A 21,279-nucleotide genomic window follows, 5' to 3' on the forward strand; every position below is an offset into this window, starting at 1 on the left:
GCTGGTTCACGCGCATCCTAGGCGCGCGGGAGGGAGCACGGCCAGGGTCGGCCGGGGTCAGCCCGCGGGCCTGCGCGAGAGCAGCCAGGGCTCGACCACGCCCAGGCCGCGCACCGGGCGCTGCCACATGGGCTGGAGCGCGAAGCGGTACCTGGGCGGCTCCTCGCCCTCCTTCTCGGCCCGGGCCGCGTCCTCGGCCGCCTGGATCTCCGAGGCCGGGGCGTCGCCGGTGCGGCACAGCTCCTCGGCGAGGGCGCCGTCGACCAGGACCGCGTCGCGGGGCGCTATCGAGGTGAGCCGACTCGCCAGGTTCACGGTGGTGCCGAAGACGTCTCCCATCCGCGTGGTGACCGTGCCGAAGGCGATGCCGACCCGCAGCGCGGGCATGGTCTCGTCGTGCGACATGGTCTCGATCAGCCGGAGCGCGATCTCGGCGGCGGTGCCCGCGTCGTCGGCGGAGAAGAGGACCTCGTCGCCGAGGGTCTTGATCAGCCGCCCGCCGTGCGCGGCGACCAGGTCGGCGGCGGTGGTCTCGAAGGCCTCGACCAGCTCGCCGAGCTCCTCCTCCTCCAGGCGCCGGGTCAGCCGGGTGAAGCCGACCAGGTCCGCGAAGCCGACCGCGAGCCGGCGCTCGGCCATCTCGTCGTCGTCGATGGCCTGCACGACCCGGCTGGTGGCGGCGGCCAGCTGGCGCCGCCAGACGTAGATGAGGAACTCCTCCAGCTCCGGCAGCAGCAGCTCGACCAGGGGGTACGTGACCTCGGTACGGGTCATCCCGGGCTCGGGCGGCTCGGTCAGGCCCTCCAGGAAGGAGTCGATCTGCCAGTCGGCGAGCCGGGCCGTGGTCTGCCCGGTGGAGCGGGCGACCTGCACCGCCATCGGCTCGCTGAGCAGCCCCGCCTCGACCAGGCCCGCCAGCCGCCGCAGCGCCAGCACGTCGGCCTCGGTGAGCGCCTTGGCCTGGCCGATGTCGGCGAAGCCCATGGCCCGCCAGAACCGGGAGGCCAGCTCGACCGAGACGCCCGCCGTGCGGGCCGCCTGGAACGCCGTGTAGCGCCGCTCGGCGCCCAGGATCAGCTGCTCCAGGCGGATCGCCAGGGGGTCGTTGTTCGGCTGGACCGTGTGGTCGACGACGTGGTGCGGCGTCGGGTGCTCGGACGCGCCGGAACCGGAATTCCTGTCGTCGACGGTCACCTGCCGCCTCCTGCCCGTTCCCTGCGCACTTCCCTGAGCCCTGCCGATCTGTCGCTGGATCGCCTCAACGATACGGCAGGTGTGCCCTAGCTCACGTCCCGGTCGTCGCTCCCGTTCACCCGGCGGGCCGCAGATGGACGATGTCGCCCGCCCCGACGGCCTCCCGGCCGCCGTCGGCGGTGGCCAGGACCAGCCGCCCGTCGCCGTCCACGGCGACCGCCTCGCCGGTCAGCGCCCGGTCGCCGGGCAGCTCGGCGCGCACGGTGCGGCCGAGCGTGGCGCAGCCCGCCGCGTAGGTCTCCTGCAGCCCGCTGGCGGCCGGGTCACCGCCGGCCGCGCGCCAGGTCCCGTACCACTGCTCCAGGGAGCGCAGGACGCCGCGCAGCAGGGTGTCGCGGTCGGTGGAGACCGCGTCCGCCAGGGCGAGGGAGCCCGCGGTGGGGACGGGCAGCTCGTCCTCGCGCAGGGTCACGTTCAGCCCGAGGCCGACGACCACGGCGTCCGTCCCGGCCCGCTCGGCGAGGATGCCGCCGGCCTTGCGCTCCTGGCCCGCCACGGTGACCAGCAGGTCGTTGGGCCACTTGAGGGACGTGTCGACCCCGGCGGCGCGGGCCAGGCCGGTCGCGGCGGCCACTCCGGTCAGCAGCGGCAGCCAGCCCCAGCGCTCCACGGGAACGTCCGGACCGGGGCGCAGCAGTACGGAGAAGAACAGGCCCGAGCGCGGCGGCGCGCTCCAGCGCCGGTCGAGCCGGCCGCGCCCGGCGGTCTGCTCCTCGGCGACCAGGACGGCGCCCTCGGGGAGGTCCGCGGCGCGGGCGGCGAGGTCGCTGTTGGTGGACCCGGTGGCCTCGACGACCTCGAAGGAGGTCCACAGCGAGCCGGGGCGCACCAGGGCGCGGCGCAGCCCGGGGGTGCCCAGCGGCGGGCGGTCGAGGTCGGACCAGCGGCTGCGCGGGGGTTCGGAGTGCGTCATGCAAGCCAGCCTAGGTGTGGCAAACACCGCACTGCCGAACGGTATCGGCGCCACTACCCTACGAGTCAGTAGCCACTTTCCCCCCGTCCCCCGTGACCAGGCAGGGAGCCGCTTCCCGATGTCCGAGCCGCAAGTGCCCCAGCAGAGCGACATCCACACCACCGCAGGAAAGATCGAGGACCTCAGGCGCCGCGTCGAGGAAGCGACCCACGCGGGCTCCGCGCGCGCGGTCGAGAAGCAGCACGCGAAGGGCAAGCTGACGGCCCGCGAGCGGATCGAACTGCTGCTGGACGAGGGCTCGTTCGTCGAGCTGGACGAGTTCGCCCGGCACCGCTCCACCAGCTTCGGCCTGGAGAAGAACCGTCCGTACGGGGACGGCGTCGTCACCGGGTACGGCACCGTCGACGGGCGCCCGGTCGCCGTGTTCTCGCAGGACTTCACGGTCTTCGGCGGGGCGCTGGGCGAGGTGTACGGGCAGAAGATCATCAAGGTGATGGACTTCGCGCTGAAGACCGGCTGCCCGGTGGTCGGCATCAACGACTCCGGCGGCGCCCGCATCCAGGAGGGCGTGAGCGCGCTGGGGATGTACGGCGAGATCTTCCGCCGCAACACCCACGCGTCCGGCGTGATCCCGCAGATCTCGCTGGTGGTCGGCCCGTGCGCGGGCGGCGCGGTGTACTCGCCGGCGATCACCGACTTCACGGTGATGGTCGACCAGACCTCGCACATGTTCATCACCGGACCCGACGTCATCAAGACGGTGACGGGCGAGGACGTCGGCTTCGAGGAGCTGGGCGGCGCGCGCACCCACAACACCACCTCGGGCGTGGCGCACCACATGGCGGGCGACGAGAAGGACGCCGTCGAGTACGTCAAGTCGCTGCTGTCGTACCTGCCGTCGAACAACCTCTCCGAGCCGCCGGCCTTCCCCGAGGAGGCGGACCTGGCGCCGAGCGCCGAGGACCTGGAGCTGGACGCGCTGATCCCGGACAGCGCCAACCAGCCGTACGACATCCGCACGGTGGTGGAACACGTCCTGGACGAGGGCGAGTTCCTGGAGACCCAGGGCATGTTCGCGCCGAACATCGTGACCGGCTTCGGCCGGGTCGAGGGCTTCCCGGTGGGCGTGGTGGCCAACCAGCCGATGCAGTTCGCCGGCTGCCTGGACATCAACGCCTCGGAGAAGGCGGCCCGGTTCGTGCGCACCTGCGACGCCTTCAACGTGCCGGTGCTGACCTTCGTGGACGTGCCGGGCTTCCTGCCGGGCGTGGACCAGGAGTACGGCGGCATCATCCGGCGCGGCGCCAAGCTGATCTACGCGTACGCGGAGGCGACGGTCCCGCTGATCACGGTGATCACCCGCAAGGCGTTCGGCGGCGCGTACGACGTGATGGGCTCCAAGCACCTGGGCGCGGACCTCAACCTGGCCTGGCCGACGGCGCAGATCGCGGTGATGGGCGCGCAGGGCGCGGTGAACATCCTGCACCGCCGCACCCTGGCGGAGGCCGAGGAGGCGGGCACCGCGGACGCCGAGCGCACCCGGCTGATCCAGGAGTACGAGGACGCGCTGCTCAACCCGTACATCGCGGCGGAGCGCGGGTACGTCGACGCGGTGATCGAGCCGTCCCAGACGCGCTCGCACATCGTGCGCGGGCTGCGTCAGCTGCGCACCAAGCGGGAAAGCCTGCCCCCGAAGAAGCACGGCAACATCCCCCTGTAGGCACGACGACACCCCCCGGTGAGGAGCCTGTTGTGATCAAGGTCGTACGGGGAAACCCGACCCCGGAGGAGCTGGCCGCCGCACTGGCGGTGGTCCGGGCGCGCGCCGCGGCGACGGCGTCGGCCGTCGAGGGCGGCGCGCCGGTGCCCGAGGAGTGGTCGGCGCCGGACCGGATCGCCCGCGGCCGGGCGCTGCGGCCGGGCCCGCGGGCCTGGGCGCGGACGTACTGGCCCGCGTGAGCGACCGGCCCGCGTGAGCGGATGAGGTGAGCGGTACGGCGGTGGGCCGGGACCCCTGGACGGGTCCCGGCCCACCGCCGTGTGCGCGCGGCCTCAGACCAGGGGTGCGACGGCCTCGGCCATCCGCCGGTAGCCCGCGTCGTCGGGGTGCAGCCCGTCCTCGTAGGCGTACGCGGGGTCGAGCCTGCGCGGGTCGGCCGGGTCGGCGAGGACCTCCGCGAAGTCGACGTGCGCGTCGAAGGCGCCGGAGGTGCGGATCCAGTGGTTGACCTCCTCGCTGGTGCGCGCCGCCGCCGGACCCCAGTGGGTGGTGTCCTTGAAGGGCAGCAGGGTGGCGCCGACGACCCGCACGCCGCGCGCGTGGGCGGCGTCGATCAGCTCGCGGTAGGCGGCGATCAGTTGCCGCGAGGTGACCTGCGGGGAGGGCTTGTAGGTGGGGCTGGCGCCGGGCTTGCGGGCGGCCTCGCTGAAGCCGATGTCGTTCAGGCCCTGCAGGAGCACGACGGTGGAGACGCCGGGCTGGTCGAGGGCGTCGCGGCCGAAGCGCGCGGTGGAGCGCTCGCCGTACCAGGCCGAGTCGTTGAGGACCAGGTTGCCGCCGATGCCCGCGTTCACCACCGGGCGGCCGGTGCGCTCGGCGAGGGCGTCGGAGTAGCGGCGGTCGGCGTTGGGGGTGGAGCCGAAGCCGTCGGTGATCGAGTCGCCGAAGACGACGACCGCGCCCGCGTCCGTGCCCGGGCCCGCGGCGGGCCGGGCGCCGGAGACCTCCACCCCGGAGAGGTAGTACCAGGAGCCGGTGCGGGCGGTGAAGGCGGCGCCGTCAGTGTCGGCGCGGTGGTCGCCCTCGGCGCGGTAGGTGTCGGCCCAGGCCTGGGAGTGGAAGGTGGCGGGTCCGGTGGTGCCGGCCAGGTAGAGGGTGACGGTGACCCGCTCCAGGCGGCGCAGGCCGAGCGCGGCCGGGTCGCTGCGCAGTTCGCCGCGGGCGGGGACCTCGGTGGCGCGCTCGCCGCCGAAGGTGAGGTGGCGCACGCTGCCGGGCCTGACCGAGGCGCCCCCGGCGGCGCGGGCGACGGTGGCGCCGGTGACGCGCAGGGGTGAGGTCCCGTACGCGTTGGAGATCCGTATCCGCACCCGCTCGCCGGCCGCGGTGACGCGGACGACCTGGCGCACGGTCTGGTGGGAGAAGCCCTCCTGGGACCAGTTCGCGGTGAAGCCGGTGGAGGGCGACTGCGGGGCGGCGCCCCAGGCGGCGGTCCAGGGCGCGGGCTTCGCGCCGGCGGGGGCGCCGGTGAGCAGGGGCAGGGCGAGGGCGGTGGCGGCGAGGGGCGGCAGGAGCTTGCGCACGGGGAGTCCTTGGGCCGGGGCGACAGGAAGGGCTAATGGAACTGTGGTTCCGTTAAGATGAGAGGACCGTAGCAGAGTCGGAGGCGTTAATGGAACAGCAGTCCCGTTTGGAGACGAGCGGCCCGGGGACCGTGCGCCCCGGCGGCCGGACCGCCAAGGTGCGCGCCGCCGTCCTGGAGGCGACCCGGGACGCCCTGGCCGAGGAGGGCTTCCACGCACTGAACCTGGACCGCACCGCGGCCCGGGCCGGGGTCGGCAAGACGACGGTCTACCGCCGCTGGGGCTCGGCCACCGGCCTGGTCGCCGACCTGCTCGCCGACATGGCCGAGCAGTCCCTGCCCGCCACCGACGAGGGCACCCTGGAGGCCGACCTGCGGGCGAACGCGGCCCTGGTCCTCGCCGCCCTCACGGACCCGCGCATGGGCCCGGTGTTCCGGGCGGTGATCGCGGCCGCCGCGTGCAGCGAGGACTGCGCGGCGGCGCTGCGGCGCTTCTACGCGACCCGGCTCGCGGAGTGGGCGCCGGTGGTGGAGCGCGCCGTGGCCCGCGGCGAGGCGCCCGCGGGGACGGACGCGACGGAGGTGGTGCGCGCCGTCTCCGCGCCGCTGTACTACCGCTTCGCGGTCAGCCGGGAGGAGCTGGACGCGACGGCCGCGGCCCGGGCGGTGGACGTGGTGCTCGCGGGGGTGGCGGCCGGGGCGTTCACGAGGAGGTGACCCCGGGGGTGACCGGAGGTAATTAGTCCGTTGGCACCGGGTTGGGTGAGTACGGGTACTCAGGCGCGGGCACCCCGGGCGCAGGAGGATCGGGGCATGCTCTGGTCCGACCCGAAGAACGAGCCGCCGAAGGAGATGCGCGACATGCAGGCGATGCTGCGGCGCGCGGGCGTCCTGCTGGCCCTGGCCATGCTGCTGGCCATGCTGGTGGCCGGCCTGCACTGAGGGTTCGACCCGCACGGGACCGGCGGCCGCGCCGAAGCGGGCGGACCCGGTGGGCGCCTTTCGTAGCATGGCCCGCATGACACAACGGCTCGTCCTCGCCTCCCAGTCCCCCGCCCGGCTCGGGCTCCTCCGTCAGGCCGGCTTCGCCCCGGACGTCATCGTCAGCGGCGTCGACGAGGACGCCCTGAGCGCCCCCACCCCCGCCGAACTGGCCCTGGTCCTCGCCGAGGCCAAGGCCGACGCGGTGGCCGCCCGCCCGGAGGCCGCCGGGGCCCTCGTCATCGGCTGCGACTCCGTCCTGGAGCTGGACGGCCAGGCGCTCGGCAAGCCCTCCGACGCCGAGGACGCCACCGCCCGCTGGAAGGCGATGCGCGGGCGCGCCGGGGTGCTGCGCACCGGGCACTGCGTCATCGACACCGCCACCGGCCGCCGCGCCGGGGCCACCGCGTCCACCACCGTGCGCTTCGGCAACCCCTCCGACGAGGAGATCGCCGCCTACGTCGCCACCGGCGAACCGCTGCACGTCGCCGGGGCGTTCACCCTGGACGGCCGCTCGGCGCCGTTCGTCGACGGCATCGACGGCGACCACGGCAACGTCATCGGCCTCTCGCTGCCGCTGCTGCGCACCCTGCTCGCCGAAGTGGACATCCGCGTCATCGACCTGTGGAGCTGAGCCGGGTGCGCGTACCGTGAACGCACGCGGTACGCGAGGGGGTTGTCATGGCTCGGATCGTCGTCGTCCACGGCATCGGCCAGGAGTTCCTCGGCCCGGAACAGATGCGCGGCGCCGCGGCGCCCGCCCTGCGGGACGGGGTGCGGCTGGCGGGCGCGCCCCCGATACCCGACGAGGACGTGGCCTGCGCCTTCTACGGCGACCTCTACCACGAGCCCGGCACCCGCTCCGGCGACCTGCCGCCGTGGGACGAGGGCGACGTCGAGGAGGGCCTGGAGGAGGAGCTGCTCGCCGCCTGGTGGCGGGCCGCCGCCGAGGCCGATCCGGCCGTCGACGGGCCCGACGAGGACGGCACCCGGGGGCTCGTCGGCTTCGGCGCCTCCCGGGCGCTGCACGTCCAGCGGGTGCGGGCCGCGCTGGACGCGCTGGCCGGGTCGCGGTTCTTCGGCAAGGTCTCCGACCGGCTGATGGTCCTGGCCCTCAAGCAGGTCCGCCGCTACCTGACCGAACCCGCGCTGCGGGCGGCGGCCCGCGACCGGGTGGCGGCCGAGGTGGGCCCCGACACCCGGGTCGTCGTCGGCCACTCACTGGGTTCGGTCGTGGCGTACGAGACGCTGTGCGCCCACCCCGAGTGGCCGGTCACCGACTTCGTGACGCTCGGCTCCCCGCTGGGGCTGCGCGGCGTGGTCTTCGACCGGCTCGCCCCCTCCCCCGCCGACGGCCGCGGCGCCTGGCCGGGCCCGGTCGCCCGCTGGACCAACGTCGCCGACCGGGGCGACGTCGTGGCGCTGCCCGACCGGCTCGCCGGCCGGTTCGGCGAACGGATCGCCGACCAGCGCGTGGACAACGGCACGCGGATGCACGACCTGGCGCGCTACCTGGCCGCCCCGAAGACGGGGGCCGCGGTCGCGCGAGGGCTGTCGTGACCGCGACGGGCCGCAGGTTCCTGATCGCGGCGGGCGTCGGCGGCTACCGCGACGCCGCCATCGACGACCTGCCCGGCGTGCGCCACGACGTCGACCGGGTGCGGGAGCTGCTGGAGCCGATGGGGTACGAGAGCGTGCTCCCCGAGCTCGCCGTCGACCCGACCGCCCGCGCCCTGGCCGAGGGCATCGAGGAGTGGGCGTACGAGCAGGACCTAGGCGCCTCCGACGTCGTGGTCGTCTACTTCGCCGGCCACGGCGTCAAGGACGTCGAGCGCCACTACCTGCTCTGCTCCACCACCCGGCCCGGCCTGTACTCCACCGCCCTGTCCAGCGAGGACCTGTGCCGCCCGCTGATCCTCAGCCCGGTCGGCCACCTGCTGGTCGTCCTGGACACCTGCTACGCCGCCGCGGGCACCGGTGACATCGCGGTGCTCGCCGCCGAACTGGCCCACTCCCAGCGGGGCGTGGCCGGGCGCTGGATGCTCGCCTCGGCCCGCGGCAAGGAGAAGGCCCGCGAGAACGCCTTCGTGGACGCCCTCGCCGAGGTGCTCGGCCAGCCGCGGGCCGGCGCCCACCAGGCGTACCTGGGCGTGCGCGAGGTGACCGAGCGGATCAACCGCTACTTCGAGGAGCACCACCCGGCCCAGCACGCCCGGCACTCCACCATCGACAGCGACGGCGTCGCCCCGTTCTTCGCCAACCTCGCCCACGTGCCCGGACTGCCCGCCGACGGGCTCGACGTGGAGACCCTGACCCGGCTGCGCCGCAGGAGCCGGGGCCACTTCGAGCCGCGGGCCCGCGGCCAGGAGCACATGGGCGAGCGCGGCGACTACTTCACCGGCCGCACCGAGGCGCTGGCCGCGCTCACCGGCTGGCTGGCCGCCGAGCGCCACGACCGCAAGGCCCGGGTCGTCACCGGCGCCCCCGGCTCCGGCAAGTCCGCGCTCCTGGGCCGGCTGCTGCGGCTGACCGGCGAGCGCGCCGTGATCCCGCTGCACGCACGGCGCACCGCCCTGGAGGACCTCGTCGCCGACCTGGCGGCCGCGCTGCGCCTGCCGTACGGCACCGACCGCGACGACCTGCTCGACGTGCTCAGCCGCCGCGCCGACCCGCTCACCGTGGTGGTGGACGCCCTCGACGAGGCGGGCGCGGCGGGCGACGCGCGCGAAGGGGGCCGGATCGCCCGGGAGTTCCTCTACCCGCTGTCCGCGCTGCCCTCGGTGCGGCTGGTGGTGGGCACCCGGCGGCCCCTGGTGGAGGCGCTCGGCAGCGCCGTGGAGGTCATCGACCTGGACGACCCCGCCTACTCCACCGGCGACCAGGTGGCCGACTACGCGCTGAAGCTGCTGCTGGACGAGGAGGACCCGGACACCCGCTCCCCCTACCGCGGCCTGCCCCGCGACGCCGCGGTGGTCGCCCGGGGCGTCGCCGCCCGCGCGGGCACCTCGTTCCTGGTGGCCCGGATGACCGCCCGGGCCCTGGTGCAGGCCCAGCGCACCGTCGACACCGCGCCGCCCGGCTGGGAGCGGGCGCTGCCGGGCGACGCGGGGCAGGCGTTCGCCGCCTACCTGGACCGGTTCGGGGACCGCCGGGCCACCGTGGAGCGGCTGCTCCGCCCGCTGGCGTACGCCCAGGGCGCGGGCCTGCCCTGGTCCACGCTGTGGGCGCCGATGGCCGAGGCGCTGTCCGGGCTGCCGTGCCCGCAGGAGGAGCTGCGCTGGCTGCACGACCACGCGGGCGCCTACGTGGTGGAGACGCCCACGCCCGGCGGCGGCTCGGTGTACCGGCTGTTCCACGAGACGCTCGCCGAGTACCTGCGCGACCCCGGCGGCGACACCGACGCGCACCGGGCCCTGGCGGCGGCGCTGGTGCGCCAGGTGCCGACGGACCCGCGCACCGGGCTGCGCGACTGGGCCGCCGCGCACGTGTACGTACGCGACCACCTGGCCTCGCACGCGACCGCCGGCGGCCCGGGCGCCCTGGACGAGCTGCTGCGCGACACCGAGTACCTGGTGCACGCCGCCCCGGCCGACCTGCTGCGCGCGCTGCCCACCGTGGTCACGGCCGAGGGGCGGCTGCGGCGCGCGGTCTACCAGGCCTCCTCCGACACCCACGCCTCCGTGTCCGCCCGGGAGCGGCGCGACATCCTGGCCGTGGACGCCGCCCGCTACAACGAGCGCGGCCTGGCCGGGGAGCTGTCGCGGGGCCGCCCCTGGCGTCCGCGCTGGGCCACCGGCTCGCTGGTGCACCCGGCGCTGTACCGGGTGTTCGACGGCTGGGAGTCCATCCACTCGCTGGACTGCCTGGGCATCGAGGGCCGCCCGCACGCGGTCACCGTGGACGACGACGGCCTGGCCCGGGTCTGGGACCTGACCACCGGCGCCCAGCGGATCGACGCGATCGGCCACACCGGCTTCGTGCACGCGGCGGCCTGTGCCGTGCTGGACGGCCGCCCGCACGCGGTAGTCGCCGGGGACGAGGAGCTGGTCCGGGTCTGGGACCTGACCACCGGTCAGCAGCGGGCGCTGCTGCTCGGGCGGCGCAGCGGCATCCACGCGATGGCCTGCACCGAGGTGGCGGGCCGGGCGCAGGCGGTGGCGGTGCGCTTCGACCAGACCGTGGACGTGTGGGACCTGGCCACCGGCGACCTGCTCACCACCTTCCCCGGCCGCTTCACCGGCGACACGGTGCTGGCCTGCGCCACCGTGGACGGCCGGGCGCTCGCGGTCACCGCCGCCCGCGACGACGACGCGGTGCGCGTCTGGGACCTGGCCTCGGGCACCGAGACGGCCACGCTGCCCGCCCCGGCCGCGGTGCACGCGCTGGCCTGCGCGGAGATCCGCGGCCACCCGCACGTCCTGTCGGCGGGCGAGGACGGGCTCGTACGGGTGCGGAACCTGACCACCGGGGCCGAGCGGGTGCTGGCCGGGCACGCGGGCGAGGTGCTCGCCGTCACCTGCACCACCCTGGACGGCCGCCCGCACGCGATCACCGCGGGCGCGGACGAGGCGGTACGGGTCTGGGACCTGGCCACCGGCGCCCAGCGGGCCGTCCTGACCGGGCACACCGCCCGGGTGCTCGCGGTGTCCTGCACCCTGGTCGACGAGCGGCCGCACGCGGTGACCCTCGGCGACGACGTCGACGGCACCGTGCGGGTGTGGGACCTGGCCGAGGCGGCCCAGCGGCCGGTGCTCTCCGGGCACACCAGCTGGGTGCAGGCCGCGGCGCACGTGCTCGTGGGCGAGCGCCCGCACGCGGTGACCGCGGGCGGCGACGGGGTGGTGTGCCTGTGGGACCTGGCCGACGGCGTCCGGGCCGCGACCCTGACCGGGCACACCAACTGGGTGAGCGCGCTGGCCCCGCTCTCCATCGGGGGCCGCCCGCACACGGTCACCGTCGGCTTCGACGGGGACATCCGGGTCTGGGACCTGGGCCGGCGCACCCATCGGGCGCTGCGCGGCAGCCGCTCGTCGCGGCTGCGCGCGGTCGCCTGCACCGAACTGGACGGCGTGCCGCGGGCGATCACCCACGCCGGGGACGAGCTGGAGGTGTGGGACCTGGTCACCGGCACCCCGCGCACGCTCCCCACGGACGGGGTGGTGCGCGAGGTCAACGCGGCCTGCTGCGCGAGCGTCGAGGGCCGCCCGCACGTGCTGTTCGGCACCGCCGACGGGTCGGTCGTGGTGTGGGACCTGACCACGGACAGCCGGCGCGCCACGCTGAACGGGCACACCGGGGACGTCTGCGCGGTGGTGTGCGCGGAGGTGGACGGGCGCCCGCACGCGGTGAGCGGGGGCGGCGACGGGACGGTACGGGTCTGGGACCTGACCACCGGGACCCTGCGGGCGGTCCTGAGCGGGCACACGGGCCGGGTGCACACCGTGGCCCGGTCCCTCATCGACGGGCGCCCGCACGCGCTGACCGGGGGCATCGACCGGTCGCTGCGCGTCTGGGACCTGACGCTGAACCAGCTGGTGGCGGTGGTCGCGCTGCCGCTGCCGGTGGACGCGATCGCCGCGCACGGCGACGAGGTCGTCCTGGGCCTGCGCAACGAGGTGGTGGTCCTGGAGCGGGTGGCCGCTACGCGGGAGCCGTTCCGTTCGTAGCCGGACCGGCCGGCGGCGGGCCCGCCGGGGCGGGCCGGTCGGCGGGCGGCCGCGTGCGGCGCTCCTCGGAGCCGTACGCGAGCAGGACGAACACCAGCAGGCCCAGGACCAGCATCATGAACGCGAACGCGGTCCAGCCGACCAGGGCCACGGTGACCGCGCCCAGCACCCCGTGCACGATCGCGCAGGCGATCAGCAGCACCCGGGCCCAGCGGCCGGGCGCCCGGTCGCGCAGCCCGGCGCGCAGCAGCACCGCGCCGCACAGCAGCAGGAAGAGCCCGGCGACCCCGCCCATGATCCAGGTGCCGGTGGCCATGGCGTCCGGGTCGAGCCCGGCCATCGACATGTTCTGCCGGTCCACGAAGGTGGCGAGCACGCCGTTGAGCACGACGACGCCCAGCGCCTCCGCGAGCAGCACGATCGCCGCCACCAGCGCCACCGGTCTGCGGGCCACCCGGGCCACCCCCTTACCCACGGTACGTACGAACAGCGCGAACGCTACTAACGGGTAAATGCCAGGACAAGGGTTCGACCCCGGCTTGTTACCGAAGATCGGCACGGCAAAGAATCACTCGGCCCTTCGTAGGGACTCCACAAAGAAACCGGACGGGCCGCTGGGCGGGAGAACAGAGACCTTGACCACACCTCAGGGCTACTGTGCCGTACAGGATCCCTGCGTACCGTTGCGGGACAAGGGATTTCACGACCCGAGCGAGCCTCGAATCACGCTCCGTGTGGGCAAGCTCACCATTGGGGACGGGTCGAAAGGCCGTGTCGGCAGTCCCTAAACTCAGCTTGTTTCAAGGAGGGAGCCATCGTGCGCAAGGTGCTCATCGCCAACCGAGGCGAAATCGCTGTCCGTGTCGCCCGTGCCTGCCGGGATGCCGGGATCGCGAGCGTAGCCGTCTACGCCGATCCGGACCGGGACGCCCTGCACGTGCGTGCGGCCGACGAGGCGTTCGCCCTGGGCGGTGACACACCGGCCGCCAGCTACCTGGACATCGCCAAGGTGCTCCAGGCCGCCGCCGACTCCGGCGCCGACGCCGTCCACCCCGGCTACGGCTTCCTGTCGGAGAACGCCGAGTTCGCCCAGGCCGTGCTGGACGCCGGACTGACCTGGATCGGCCCGCCGCCGCACGCCATCCGTGACCTCGGCGACAAGGTCGCCGCCCGGCACATCGCCCAGCGCGCCGGCGCCCCGCTGGTCGCGGGCACTCCCGACCCGGTCTCCGGCGCCGACGAGGTCGTCGCGTTCGCCGAGGAGCACGGGCTGCCGATCGCCATCAAGGCCGCCTTCGGCGGTGGCGGGCGCGGCCTGAAGGTCGCCCGCACCCTCGAAGAGGTCCCGGAGCTGTACGAGTCCGCCGTGCGCGAGGCCGTCGCCGCCTTCGGCCGCGGCGAGTGCTTCGTCGAGCGCTACCTCGACAAGCCCCGCCACGTCGAGACCCAGTGCCTGGCCGACACCCACGGCAACGTGGTCGTCGTCTCCACCCGCGACTGCTCCCTCCAGCGCCGCCACCAGAAGCTGGTCGAGGAGGCGCCCGCGCCGTTCCTCAGCGAGGAGCAGAACGCCCAGCTGTACTCCGCCTCCAAGGCCATCCTCAAGGAGGCCGGCTACGTCGGCGCCGGCACCGTGGAGTTCCTCGTCGGCAACGACGGCACCATCTCCTTCCTGGAGGTCAACACCCGCCTCCAGGTCGAGCACCCGGTGACCGAAGAGGTCACCGGCATCGACCTGGTCCGCGAGATGTTCCGCATCGCCGACGGCGAGGAACTGGGCTACGACGACCCCGCCGTGCGCGGTCACTCCTTCGAGTTCCGCATCAACGGCGAGGACCCGGGCCGCAACTTCCTGCCCGCCCCCGGCACCGTCACGACGTTCGCGGCGCCCAGCGGCCCCGGCGTCCGCCTGGACGCGGGCGTGGAGTCCGGCTCGGTCATCGGCCCCGCCTGGGACTCGCTGCTCGCCAAGCTCGTCATCACCGGCGCCACCCGCGAGCAGGCCCTGCAGCGCGCCGCCCGCGCGCTGGCCGAGTTCGAGGTCGAGGGCATGGCCACCGCCATCCCCTTCCACCGCGCCGTCGTCGTCGACCCGGCCTTCACCGCCGACCCGTTCCGCATCCACACCCGGTGGATCGAGACCGAGTTCGTCAACGAGATCAAGCCCTTCGCCGCCCCGGCCGACGCCGAGGCCGACGAGGAGCCGGGCCGCGAGACCGTCGTCGTCGAGGTCGGCGGCAAGCGCCTGGAGGTCTCGCTGCCCTCCTCGCTCGGCATGACGCTGGCCCGCACCGGCCTGGCCGCGGGCGCCAAGCCCAAGCGCCGCGCCGCCAAGAAGTCCGGCCCGGCCGCCTCCGGCGACACCCTCGCCTCCCCGATGCAGGGCACCATCGTCAAGGTGGCCGTCGAGGAGGGCCAGGAGGTCAAGGAGGGCGACCTGGTCGTCGTCCTGGAGGCCATGAAGATGGAGCAGCCGCTCAACGCGCACCGGTCCGGCACCATCAAGGGCCTGACCGCCGAGGTCGGCGCCTCGCTGACCTCCGGCGCCGTCATCTGCGAGATCAAGGACTGACCGGGCACGCCCCGCGGTCAGGGGTCCGCCGGTGACAACCGGCGGACCCCTTCCGCGTGTTCGGGGGAGGATGGGGTCATGGAGAGAACCCTGCGCGCCGACGCGCGGCGCAATCGCGAGCGGCTCCTGCGCGAGGCCCGGGCCGCGTTCTCCGAGCACGGGACGGACGCGGCCCTGGAGGACGTGGCCCGCCGGGCGGGCGTCGGCATCGGCACGCTCTACCGGCACTTCCCCAACCGGCACGCCCTGATGCACGCGGTGTTCGAGGAGGGGCTGGCCGCGCTCCTGGAGCGCTCGCGCGAGCTGGCCCGCGCCGAGCACCCGTGCGCGGCGCTGGTGGAGTGGCTGCGCGCGATCGTGACGCACGCGGGCGAGTACCAGGGCCTGGCCCAGGGCCTCATGTCCGCCTCGCACGACCGCAGTTCGGCGCTGCACCAGTGCAACGCGCCGCTGCGCGAGGCCGGGCGCCGACTACTCGTGCGGGCCGTGGACGCCGGGGCCGTGCGTCCCGACGTGTCGATCGACGACCTGCTGCGGCTGACCCAGGCGATCGCCCTGGCCGCCGAGCAGTCCCCGGACGACCCGGAGCTGGCCGACCGGCTGCTGCTGCTCACCCTGCGGGGCCTGAAGGCCCCGTAGCGGCGTACGGGGGTCCGTACGCCGCCCCGTACGGGGAGCGGGTCCGTACGGGGCGTCAGCGGCGGCGCAGGTCGGCCACCCGGGCCCGGTCGGCGTGCGGGTGCTGCCCCTCGCCGAGCGGGGCCGCGCGCAACTGCGGTCCAGGGCCGCCCGGATGGCGCCCGCGCTGGCCCGGCAGCGGCACGTCCCGGCGGGGCGCCCGCCCCGGCGGGGCGTCGTCACCGGCGGTCCCGGTGCCCGCCACCGCGATCTGCACGCCCTGGTCGGCCAGCGCCTGGAGCTCGGTGGCCGCGCGGTCGTCGTGCACCGGGGGCTCGTCCGTCACCAGCCGCGTGATCACGTCCGTGGGCACCGTCTGGAACATGGTGTCGGTGCCCAGCTTGGTGTGGTCGGCCAGCACCACGACCTCCGCCGCCGCCTGGACCAGGGCCCGGTCGACGCTCGCGGAGAGCATGTTGGAGGTGGACAGGCCGCGCTCGGCGGTCAGGCCGCTGCCCGAGAGGAAGGCGCGCGAGACCCGCAGGCCCTGCAGGGACTGCTCGGCCCCGCTGCCCACCAGGGCGTAGTTGGACCCGCGCAGGGTGCCGCCGGTCATGACGACCTCGACCCGGTTGGCGTGCGCCAGCGCCTGTGCCACCAGCAGGGAGTTGGTGACGACGGTGAGCCCGGGGACCCGCGCGAGCCGGCGGGCCAGCTCCTGCGTGGTGGTCCCGGCGCCCACGACGATGGCCTCGCCCTCGTCGACCAGGCCCGCGGCGAGGTCGGCGATGGCGGTCTTCTCCGCGGTCGCGAGATGGGATTTCTGCGGGAAGCCGGACTCTCGCGTGAATCCGCCCGGCAGCACCGCACCGCCGTGCCGGCGGTCGAGGAGTCCTTCTGCCTCCAGTGCCCGCACGTCCCGCCGTACGGTCACTTCGGAGGTCTGGACGACGCGGGCGAGCTCACGGAGCGACACGGCCCCGTTGGCTCGCACCATTTCGAGGATCAATTGACGACGTTCTGCAGCGAACACGAAACTGACAGTAACCTGACCGGCCGATTGTTTGCAGCAGTATGCGCCGAATAAGAGAAGTTGCGCACGAACGGGGCCGCCAAGTGGTATGGGCGACCCCGTAGTTGTGCGGACTTGCCGGGGTTTACGCCTCCCCGGACGTCTTCCGGGTGTGCAACTGCCGCGCCACCTCGGCGATCGAGCCGGACAGCGAGGGGTACACGGTGAAAGCCTTTGCGATCTGTTCCACCGTCAGGTTGTTGTCGACGGCGAGCGAGATGGGGTGGATCAACTCGCTGGCCCGCGGGGCCACCACGCAGCCGCCGACCACGATGCCGGTGCCCGGGCGGCAGAAGATCTTGACGAAGCCGTCCCGGATGCCCTGCATCTTGGCGCGCGGGTTGCGCAGCAGCGGCAGCTTGACGACCCGGGCGTCGATCTTGCCCGCGTCCACGTCCGCCTGGGTGTAGCCGACGGTGGCGATCTCCGGGTCGGTGAAGACGTTGGAGGAGACCGTCTTGAGGTTCAGCGGGGCCACCGCGTCGCCCAGGAAGTGGTACATCGCGATCCGGCCCTGCATGGCCGCCACCGAGGCCAGGGCGAAGATCCCGGTCACGTCGCCGGCCGCGTAGACGCCCGGGGCGGAGGTGCGCGAGACCTTGTCGGTCCAGATGTGGCCCGACTCCTTCAGCCGCACCCCGGACTCCTCCAGGCCCATGTCCGCGGTGTTCGGGATGGCGCCGACGGCCATCAGGCAGTGGGTGCCGGAGATGACCCGGCCGTCGGAGAGGGTGACCTCGACGCGGTCGCCGACCCGCTTGGCGGACTCGGCGCGCGAGCGGGCCATCACGTTCATGCCGCGGCGGCGGAAGACGTCCTCCAGGACCGCGGCGGCGTCCGGGTCCTCGCCCGGGAGCACCCGGTCGCGACTGGAAACGAGCGTGACGCGCGAGCCCAGGGCCTGGTAGGCGCCGGCGAACTCGGCGCCGGTGACGCCGGAGCCGACCACGATGAGCTCCTCGGGGAGCTCCTTGAGGTCGTACACCTGCGTCCAGTTCAGGATGCGCTCGCCGTCCGGCTTGGCGTCGGGCAGCTCGCGCGGGTGGCCGCCGGTGGCGATCAGCACGGCCTCGGCGGTGAGCATCTCCTCGGTGCCGTCGGCGGCGGTGACGATGACGTCCCGGGTGCCGTCGATGCCCTGCGGGCCCGCGAGCCGGCCGCGGCCGCGCAGCACCCGGGCGCCCGCGCGGGTGACGGAGGCGGTGATGTCGTGGGACTGGGCGAGCGCCAGGCGCTTGACCCGGCGGTTGACCTTGCCGAGGTCCACGCCGACGACGCGGGCCGCCTGCTCGATGTGCGGGGTGTCGTCGGCGACGATGATGCCCAGCTCCTCGTAGGAGGAGTCGAAGGTGGTCATCACCTCGGCCGTCGCGATGAGGGTCTTCGAGGGAACGCAGTCGGTGAGGACGGACGCGCCGCCGAGGCCGTCGCAGTCCACGACGGTCACCTCCGCGCCGAGTTGGGCGCCCACCAGGGCAGCCTCGTATCCGCCGGGTCCGCCGCCGATGATCACGATCCGGGTCACGTGGGTTACGCCTCGCGCTCTCGTTGCTGCCGGGAGGTGGCCCCGCTGGGCCGAAGTGCGTACCCCATTGTCCCGCACGCTTCAAGCGCCTTCTCCCCGGGGCCCTCCATACGGCGCCCCCGCGCGCCCCGGAGCCGGACCGGAGCGCGGGCGGAGGGGGACCCGGGGCGAGCGCGGCCCCACGGGTTCCTCCCGTACCCTCGATCCCATGTCGCTCTACGCCGCGTACGCCGGCAACCTCGACGCGCGGCTGATGAGCCGCCGCGCTCCGCACTCCCCGCTGCGCGGCACGGGCTGGCTCAACGGCTGGCGGCTGACGTTCGGCGGCGAGCAGATGGGCTGGGAGGGCGCCCTGGCCACGATCGTGGAGGCGCCCCGCTCGCAGGTCTTCGTCGCGCTGTACGACATCGCCCCGATGGACGAGGACTCCATGGACCGCTGGGAGGGCGTCGGCCTCGACATCTACCGGCGCATGCGGGTGCGCGTGCACACCCTGGACGGCGAGGAGCCGGCCTGGATCTACGTGCTGAACGGGTACGAGGGCGGGCTGCCGTCCGCCCGCTACCTGGGCGAGATCGCCGACGCCGCCGAGTCGGCGGGCGCCCCGCACGACTACGTGATGGAGCTGCGCAAGCGCCCCTGTTAGGACCTGTTGGCACCGCTCGTACCGGTCCGTCCCTGGCGCGAGGTACGAGCGGCGCGGCACCCGCCGGTTCGTCGGAAACGACGAGACAACGATCGGATGTCCGTCCGCACCGTCATCTACGCGCGTAGGAATTTCCCGGTTACGCTCTTGCGCGTGAACGCATCTGTTATTCCGGACAACATCCAGGGCGACCCGTACGGGGCCGCCGACGCCGCCGCCGCGCGCCTGCGCGAGCTGACCGGCGCCGAGACCCACGACGTCGCCCTCGTGATGGGCTCCGGCTGGGCGCCGGCCGTCGACGCGCTCGGCGCCCCCGAGGCCGAGTTCCCGGTCACCGAGCTGCCGGGCTTCCCCCCGCCGGCCGTCGCCGGACACGGCGGCACGATCCGCTCGTACAAGATCGGCGACAAGCGCGCGCTGGTCTTCCTCGGCCGCACCCACTACTACGAGGGCCGCGGCGTGGCCTCCGTGGTGCACGGCGTGCGCACCGCCGTCGCCGCCGGCTGCAAGACCGTGGTGCTCACCAACGGCTGCGGCGGCCTGCGCCAGGGCATGCGCCCGGGCCAGCCGGTGCTGATCAGCGACCACCTGAACCTGACGGCCACCTCGCCGATCGTGGGCGCCAACTTCGTCGACCTCACCGACCTGTACTCGCCGCGGCTGCGCGCGCTGTGCAAGGAGGTCGACGAGACGCTGGAGGAGGGCGTGTACGTCCAGTTCCCCGGCCCGCACTACGAGACCCCGGCCGAGATCAACATGGTCCGCGTGCTGGGCGGCGACCTGGTCGGCATGTCCACCGTCCTCGAGGCCATCGCGGCCCGCGAGGCGGGCGCCGAGGTGCTGGGCATCTCGCTGGTCACCAACCTGGCGGCCGGCCTGACCGGCGAGCCGCTGAACCACGAGGAAGTGCTCCAGGCGGGGCGCGACTCGGCGGCGCGCATGGGCGAGCTGCTCACGCGGGTACTCGACCGCATCTGATCCGTACGCCTGGAGAGGGGCTGACATCGTGACGCAGGACCTCATCGCGCGGGCGCGGACCTGGCTCGCCGAGGATCCCGACCCGGAGACCCGCGAGGAGCTGGCCGCACTCGTCGAGAGCGCCGGGGCCACCGGTGACACGGCCGCGCTGGCCGCGCGCTTCGCCGGGACGCTGCAGTTCGGCACGGCCGGGCTGCGCGGGGAGCTGGGCGCCGGGCCGATGCGGATGAACCGCTCGGTGGTCATCCGCGCCGCCGCCGGACTCGCCGCGTACCTGAAGGCGAAGGGCGAGGCCGGCGGGCTGGTCGTGATCGGCTACGACGCGCGCTACAAGTCCGCGGACTTCGCGCGGGACACGGCCGCCGTGATGGTCGGCGCGGGCCTGCGCGCGGCGCTGCTGCCGCGCCCGCTGCCCACGCCCGTCCTGGCGTACGCGATAAGGCACCTGGGCGCCGTCGCGGGCGTCGAGGTCACCGCGAGCCACAACCCGCCGCGCGACAACGGCTACAAGGTCTACCTGGGCGACGGCTCGCAGATCGTGCCGCCCGCCGACGCGGAGATCGCCGCCGAGATCGACGCGGTGGCGAGCCTGCACGACGTGGCGCGCCCGGAGTCCGGCTGGGAGACCCTCGGCGACGAGGTCCTGGCGGCCTACCTGGAGCGCACGGACGCGGTGCTGACCGACGGCTCCCCGCGCACCGCGCGGGTCGTCTACACGGCCATGCACGGCGTCGGCAAGGACGTGCTCCTGGCGGCCTTCGAGCGGGCCGGGTTCCCCGTGCCCGAGCTGGTCGCCGAGCAGGCCGAGCCCGACCCGGCGTTCCCGACGGTGGCGTTCCCCAACCCGGAGGAGCCGGGCGCGATGGACCTGGCGTTCGCCCGGGCCCGCGCGGTGCGCCCGGACGTCGTGATCGCCAACGACCCGGACGCGGACCGCTGCGCGGTGGCCGTGCCGCACGACGGCGACTGGCGGATGCTGCGCGGCGACGAGGTCGGCGCGCTGCTGGGCGCGCACCTGGTGCACAAGGGCGCCACCGGCGTCTTCGCCGAGTCGATCGTGTCCTCCTCGCTGCTCGGCCGGATCGCCGCCGCGGCGCGGCTGGGGTACGAGGAGACGCTGACCGGCTTCAAGTGGATCGCCCGCGTGGAGGGCCTGCGGTACGGCTACGAGGAGGCGCTCGGCTACTGCGTGGACCCGCAGGGCGTGCGCGACAAGGACGGCATCACCGCCGCCCTGCTCGTCACCGAGCTGGCCTCGGAGCTCAAGGAGCAGGGCAGGACGCTCACCGACCTGCTGGACGACCTGGCCGTGGAGCACGGCCTGCACGCCACCGACCAGCTGTCGGTGCGGGTGGAGGACCTCGGCGTCATCGCCGACGCGATGGCGGCGCTGCGCGCGAACCCGCCGGCGAAGCTGGCCGGCCTGACCGTGGCGACGGCGGAGGACCTGACCAAGGGCACGGAGAGCCTGCCGCCCACGGACGGCCTGCGGTACTACCTGGAGGGCGAGTTCCGGGCCCGGGTGATCGTCCGCCCGAGCGGCACCGAGCCGAAGCTCAAGTGCTACCTGGAGGTCGTGGTGCCGGTGGCCGACGCCAGTGAGCTGGAGGCGGCGCGGGCGAAGGGCGCCGGGGTGCTGGACGCGATCAAGCGCGACCTGTCGGCGGCGGCCGGCATCTGAGGCCGCGGCGCACACGCCCGAAGGGCCCGTACGGAGTCGATCCGTACGGGCCCTTCGCGCTCCACGGGAGG

18 protein-coding genes are annotated in these 21,279 nt (G+C 74.4%); 12 read left to right on the plus strand and 6 right to left on the minus strand.

From position 1 onward, the window contains the following. Positions 1-57: 57 nt before the first annotated feature. A complete protein-coding gene (locus ABT160_RS24025; protein WP_351649818.1) occupies positions 58-1,194 on the minus strand; it encodes an adenylate/guanylate cyclase domain-containing protein in 1,137 nt (378 codons plus the stop codon). A gap of 115 nt (positions 1,195-1,309) precedes the next feature. Then, the gene (locus ABT160_RS24030) at positions 1,310-2,167 is read right to left on the minus strand and encodes a biotin--[acetyl-CoA-carboxylase] ligase (RefSeq protein ID WP_351649819.1); all 858 of its coding nucleotides are present in this window, start codon (positions 2,165-2,167) and stop codon (positions 1,310-1,312) included. 118 nt (positions 2,168-2,285) lie between these two features. Between ABT160_RS24030 and ABT160_RS24035 the strand changes: the two genes are divergently transcribed. Both ABT160_RS24035 and ABT160_RS24040 read left to right on the plus strand, forming a co-directional pair. Beyond that, entirely contained in the window at positions 2,286-3,887 is a 1,602-nt protein-coding gene (locus ABT160_RS24035; RefSeq protein ID WP_351649820.1) for an acyl-CoA carboxylase subunit beta, read from the plus strand. 32 nt (positions 3,888-3,919) lie between these two features. After that, positions 3,920-4,126 (plus strand): acyl-CoA carboxylase epsilon subunit, encoded by a 207-nt coding sequence (locus ABT160_RS24040; RefSeq protein ID WP_351649821.1) that lies wholly within the window; start codon positions 3,920-3,922, stop codon positions 4,124-4,126. A gap of 93 nt (positions 4,127-4,219) precedes the next feature. Here the strand turns inward: ABT160_RS24040 and ABT160_RS24045 are convergent, their stop codons facing one another. Next, positions 4,220-5,428 carry an SGNH/GDSL hydrolase family protein gene (locus tag ABT160_RS24045; protein ID WP_502984290.1) on the minus strand — a complete coding sequence of 403 codons (1,209 nt, stop codon included), beginning with the start codon at positions 5,426-5,428 and terminating at the stop codon, positions 4,220-4,222. Positions 5,429-5,559: 131 nt separating this feature from the next. Between ABT160_RS24045 and ABT160_RS24050 the strand changes: the two genes are divergently transcribed. The 5 genes from ABT160_RS24050 (at position 5,560) to ABT160_RS24070 (ending at position 12,116) form a co-directional block, all read left to right on the plus strand. Then, positions 5,560-6,186 carry a TetR/AcrR family transcriptional regulator gene (locus ABT160_RS24050; protein ID WP_351649823.1) on the plus strand — a complete coding sequence of 209 codons (627 nt, stop codon included), beginning with the start codon at positions 5,560-5,562 and terminating at the stop codon, positions 6,184-6,186. A 96-nt stretch (positions 6,187-6,282) separates the two neighbouring features. Then, entirely contained in the window at positions 6,283-6,411 is a 129-nt protein-coding gene (gene mmpB / locus ABT160_RS24055) for a morphogenic membrane protein MmpB (RefSeq protein WP_351649824.1), read from the plus strand. 67 nt (positions 6,412-6,478) lie between these two features. After that, positions 6,479-7,084, plus strand: coding sequence for a Maf family protein (locus ABT160_RS24060; protein ID WP_351649825.1), 606 nt, complete (start codon positions 6,479-6,481; stop codon positions 7,082-7,084). Between the two features lie 47 nt (positions 7,085-7,131). Continuing rightward, on the plus strand, positions 7,132-8,010 hold the full coding sequence (locus ABT160_RS24065; protein WP_351649826.1) for an antibiotic ABC transporter ATP-binding protein: 879 nt from the start codon (positions 7,132-7,134) through the stop codon (positions 8,008-8,010). Further along, positions 8,007-12,116 (plus strand): caspase family protein, encoded by a 4,110-nt coding sequence (locus tag ABT160_RS24070; protein ID WP_351649827.1) that lies wholly within the window; start codon positions 8,007-8,009, stop codon positions 12,114-12,116. The genes ABT160_RS24065 and ABT160_RS24070 overlap by 4 nt, the downstream gene beginning before the upstream one ends. Here ABT160_RS24070 and ABT160_RS24075 read toward each other — a convergent pair. Beyond that, positions 12,091-12,579: a hypothetical protein gene (locus tag ABT160_RS24075; protein WP_351649845.1), complete on the minus strand. Its 489-nt coding sequence runs from the start codon at positions 12,577-12,579 to the stop codon at positions 12,091-12,093. The genes ABT160_RS24070 and ABT160_RS24075 overlap by 26 nt on opposite strands. 354 nt (positions 12,580-12,933) lie before the next feature. Between ABT160_RS24075 and ABT160_RS24080 the strand changes: the two genes are divergently transcribed. Together ABT160_RS24080 and ABT160_RS24085 are read left to right on the plus strand one after the other, a co-directional pair. After that, positions 12,934-14,688, plus strand: coding sequence for an acetyl/propionyl/methylcrotonyl-CoA carboxylase subunit alpha (locus ABT160_RS24080; protein WP_351649828.1), 1,755 nt, complete (start codon positions 12,934-12,936; stop codon positions 14,686-14,688). 78 nt (positions 14,689-14,766) lie between these two features. Further along, positions 14,767-15,327, plus strand: coding sequence for a TetR/AcrR family transcriptional regulator (locus ABT160_RS24085; RefSeq protein ID WP_351649829.1), 561 nt, complete (start codon positions 14,767-14,769; stop codon positions 15,325-15,327). A 55-nt stretch (positions 15,328-15,382) separates the two neighbouring features. Here the strand turns inward: ABT160_RS24085 and ABT160_RS24090 are convergent, their stop codons facing one another. Together ABT160_RS24090 and ABT160_RS24095 are read right to left on the minus strand one after the other, a co-directional pair. Then, positions 15,383-16,339 carry a DeoR/GlpR family DNA-binding transcription regulator gene (locus ABT160_RS24090; RefSeq protein WP_351649830.1) on the minus strand — a complete coding sequence of 319 codons (957 nt, stop codon included), beginning with the start codon at positions 16,337-16,339 and terminating at the stop codon, positions 15,383-15,385. 124 nt (positions 16,340-16,463) lie between these two features. After that, positions 16,464-17,903, minus strand: coding sequence for an NAD(P)H-quinone dehydrogenase (locus ABT160_RS24095; protein WP_351649831.1), 1,440 nt, complete (start codon positions 17,901-17,903; stop codon positions 16,464-16,466). A gap of 208 nt (positions 17,904-18,111) precedes the next feature. Here ABT160_RS24095 and ABT160_RS24100 point away from each other — a divergent pair, with 208 nt between their 5' ends. The 3 genes from ABT160_RS24100 to ABT160_RS24110 all read left to right on the plus strand — a co-directional run bounded on the left by ABT160_RS24100 (position 18,112) and on the right by ABT160_RS24110 (position 21,208). Continuing rightward, positions 18,112-18,549: a gamma-glutamylcyclotransferase family protein gene (locus ABT160_RS24100; protein ID WP_351649832.1), complete on the plus strand. Its 438-nt coding sequence runs from the start codon at positions 18,112-18,114 to the stop codon at positions 18,547-18,549. 153 nt (positions 18,550-18,702) lie between these two features. Beyond that, positions 18,703-19,527 carry a purine-nucleoside phosphorylase gene (locus ABT160_RS24105; protein ID WP_351649833.1) on the plus strand — a complete coding sequence of 275 codons (825 nt, stop codon included), beginning with the start codon at positions 18,703-18,705 and terminating at the stop codon, positions 19,525-19,527. Between the two features lie 28 nt (positions 19,528-19,555). Continuing rightward, positions 19,556-21,208, plus strand: a complete 1,653-nt coding sequence (locus ABT160_RS24110) for a phospho-sugar mutase (protein ID WP_351649834.1) — start codon at positions 19,556-19,558, stop codon at positions 21,206-21,208. Positions 21,209-21,279: the final 71 nt, after the last annotated feature.

Source organism: Streptomyces sp. NPDC001941, assembly GCF_040296945.1.
Classification (GTDB): domain Bacteria; phylum Actinomycetota; class Actinomycetes; order Streptomycetales; family Streptomycetaceae; genus Streptomyces.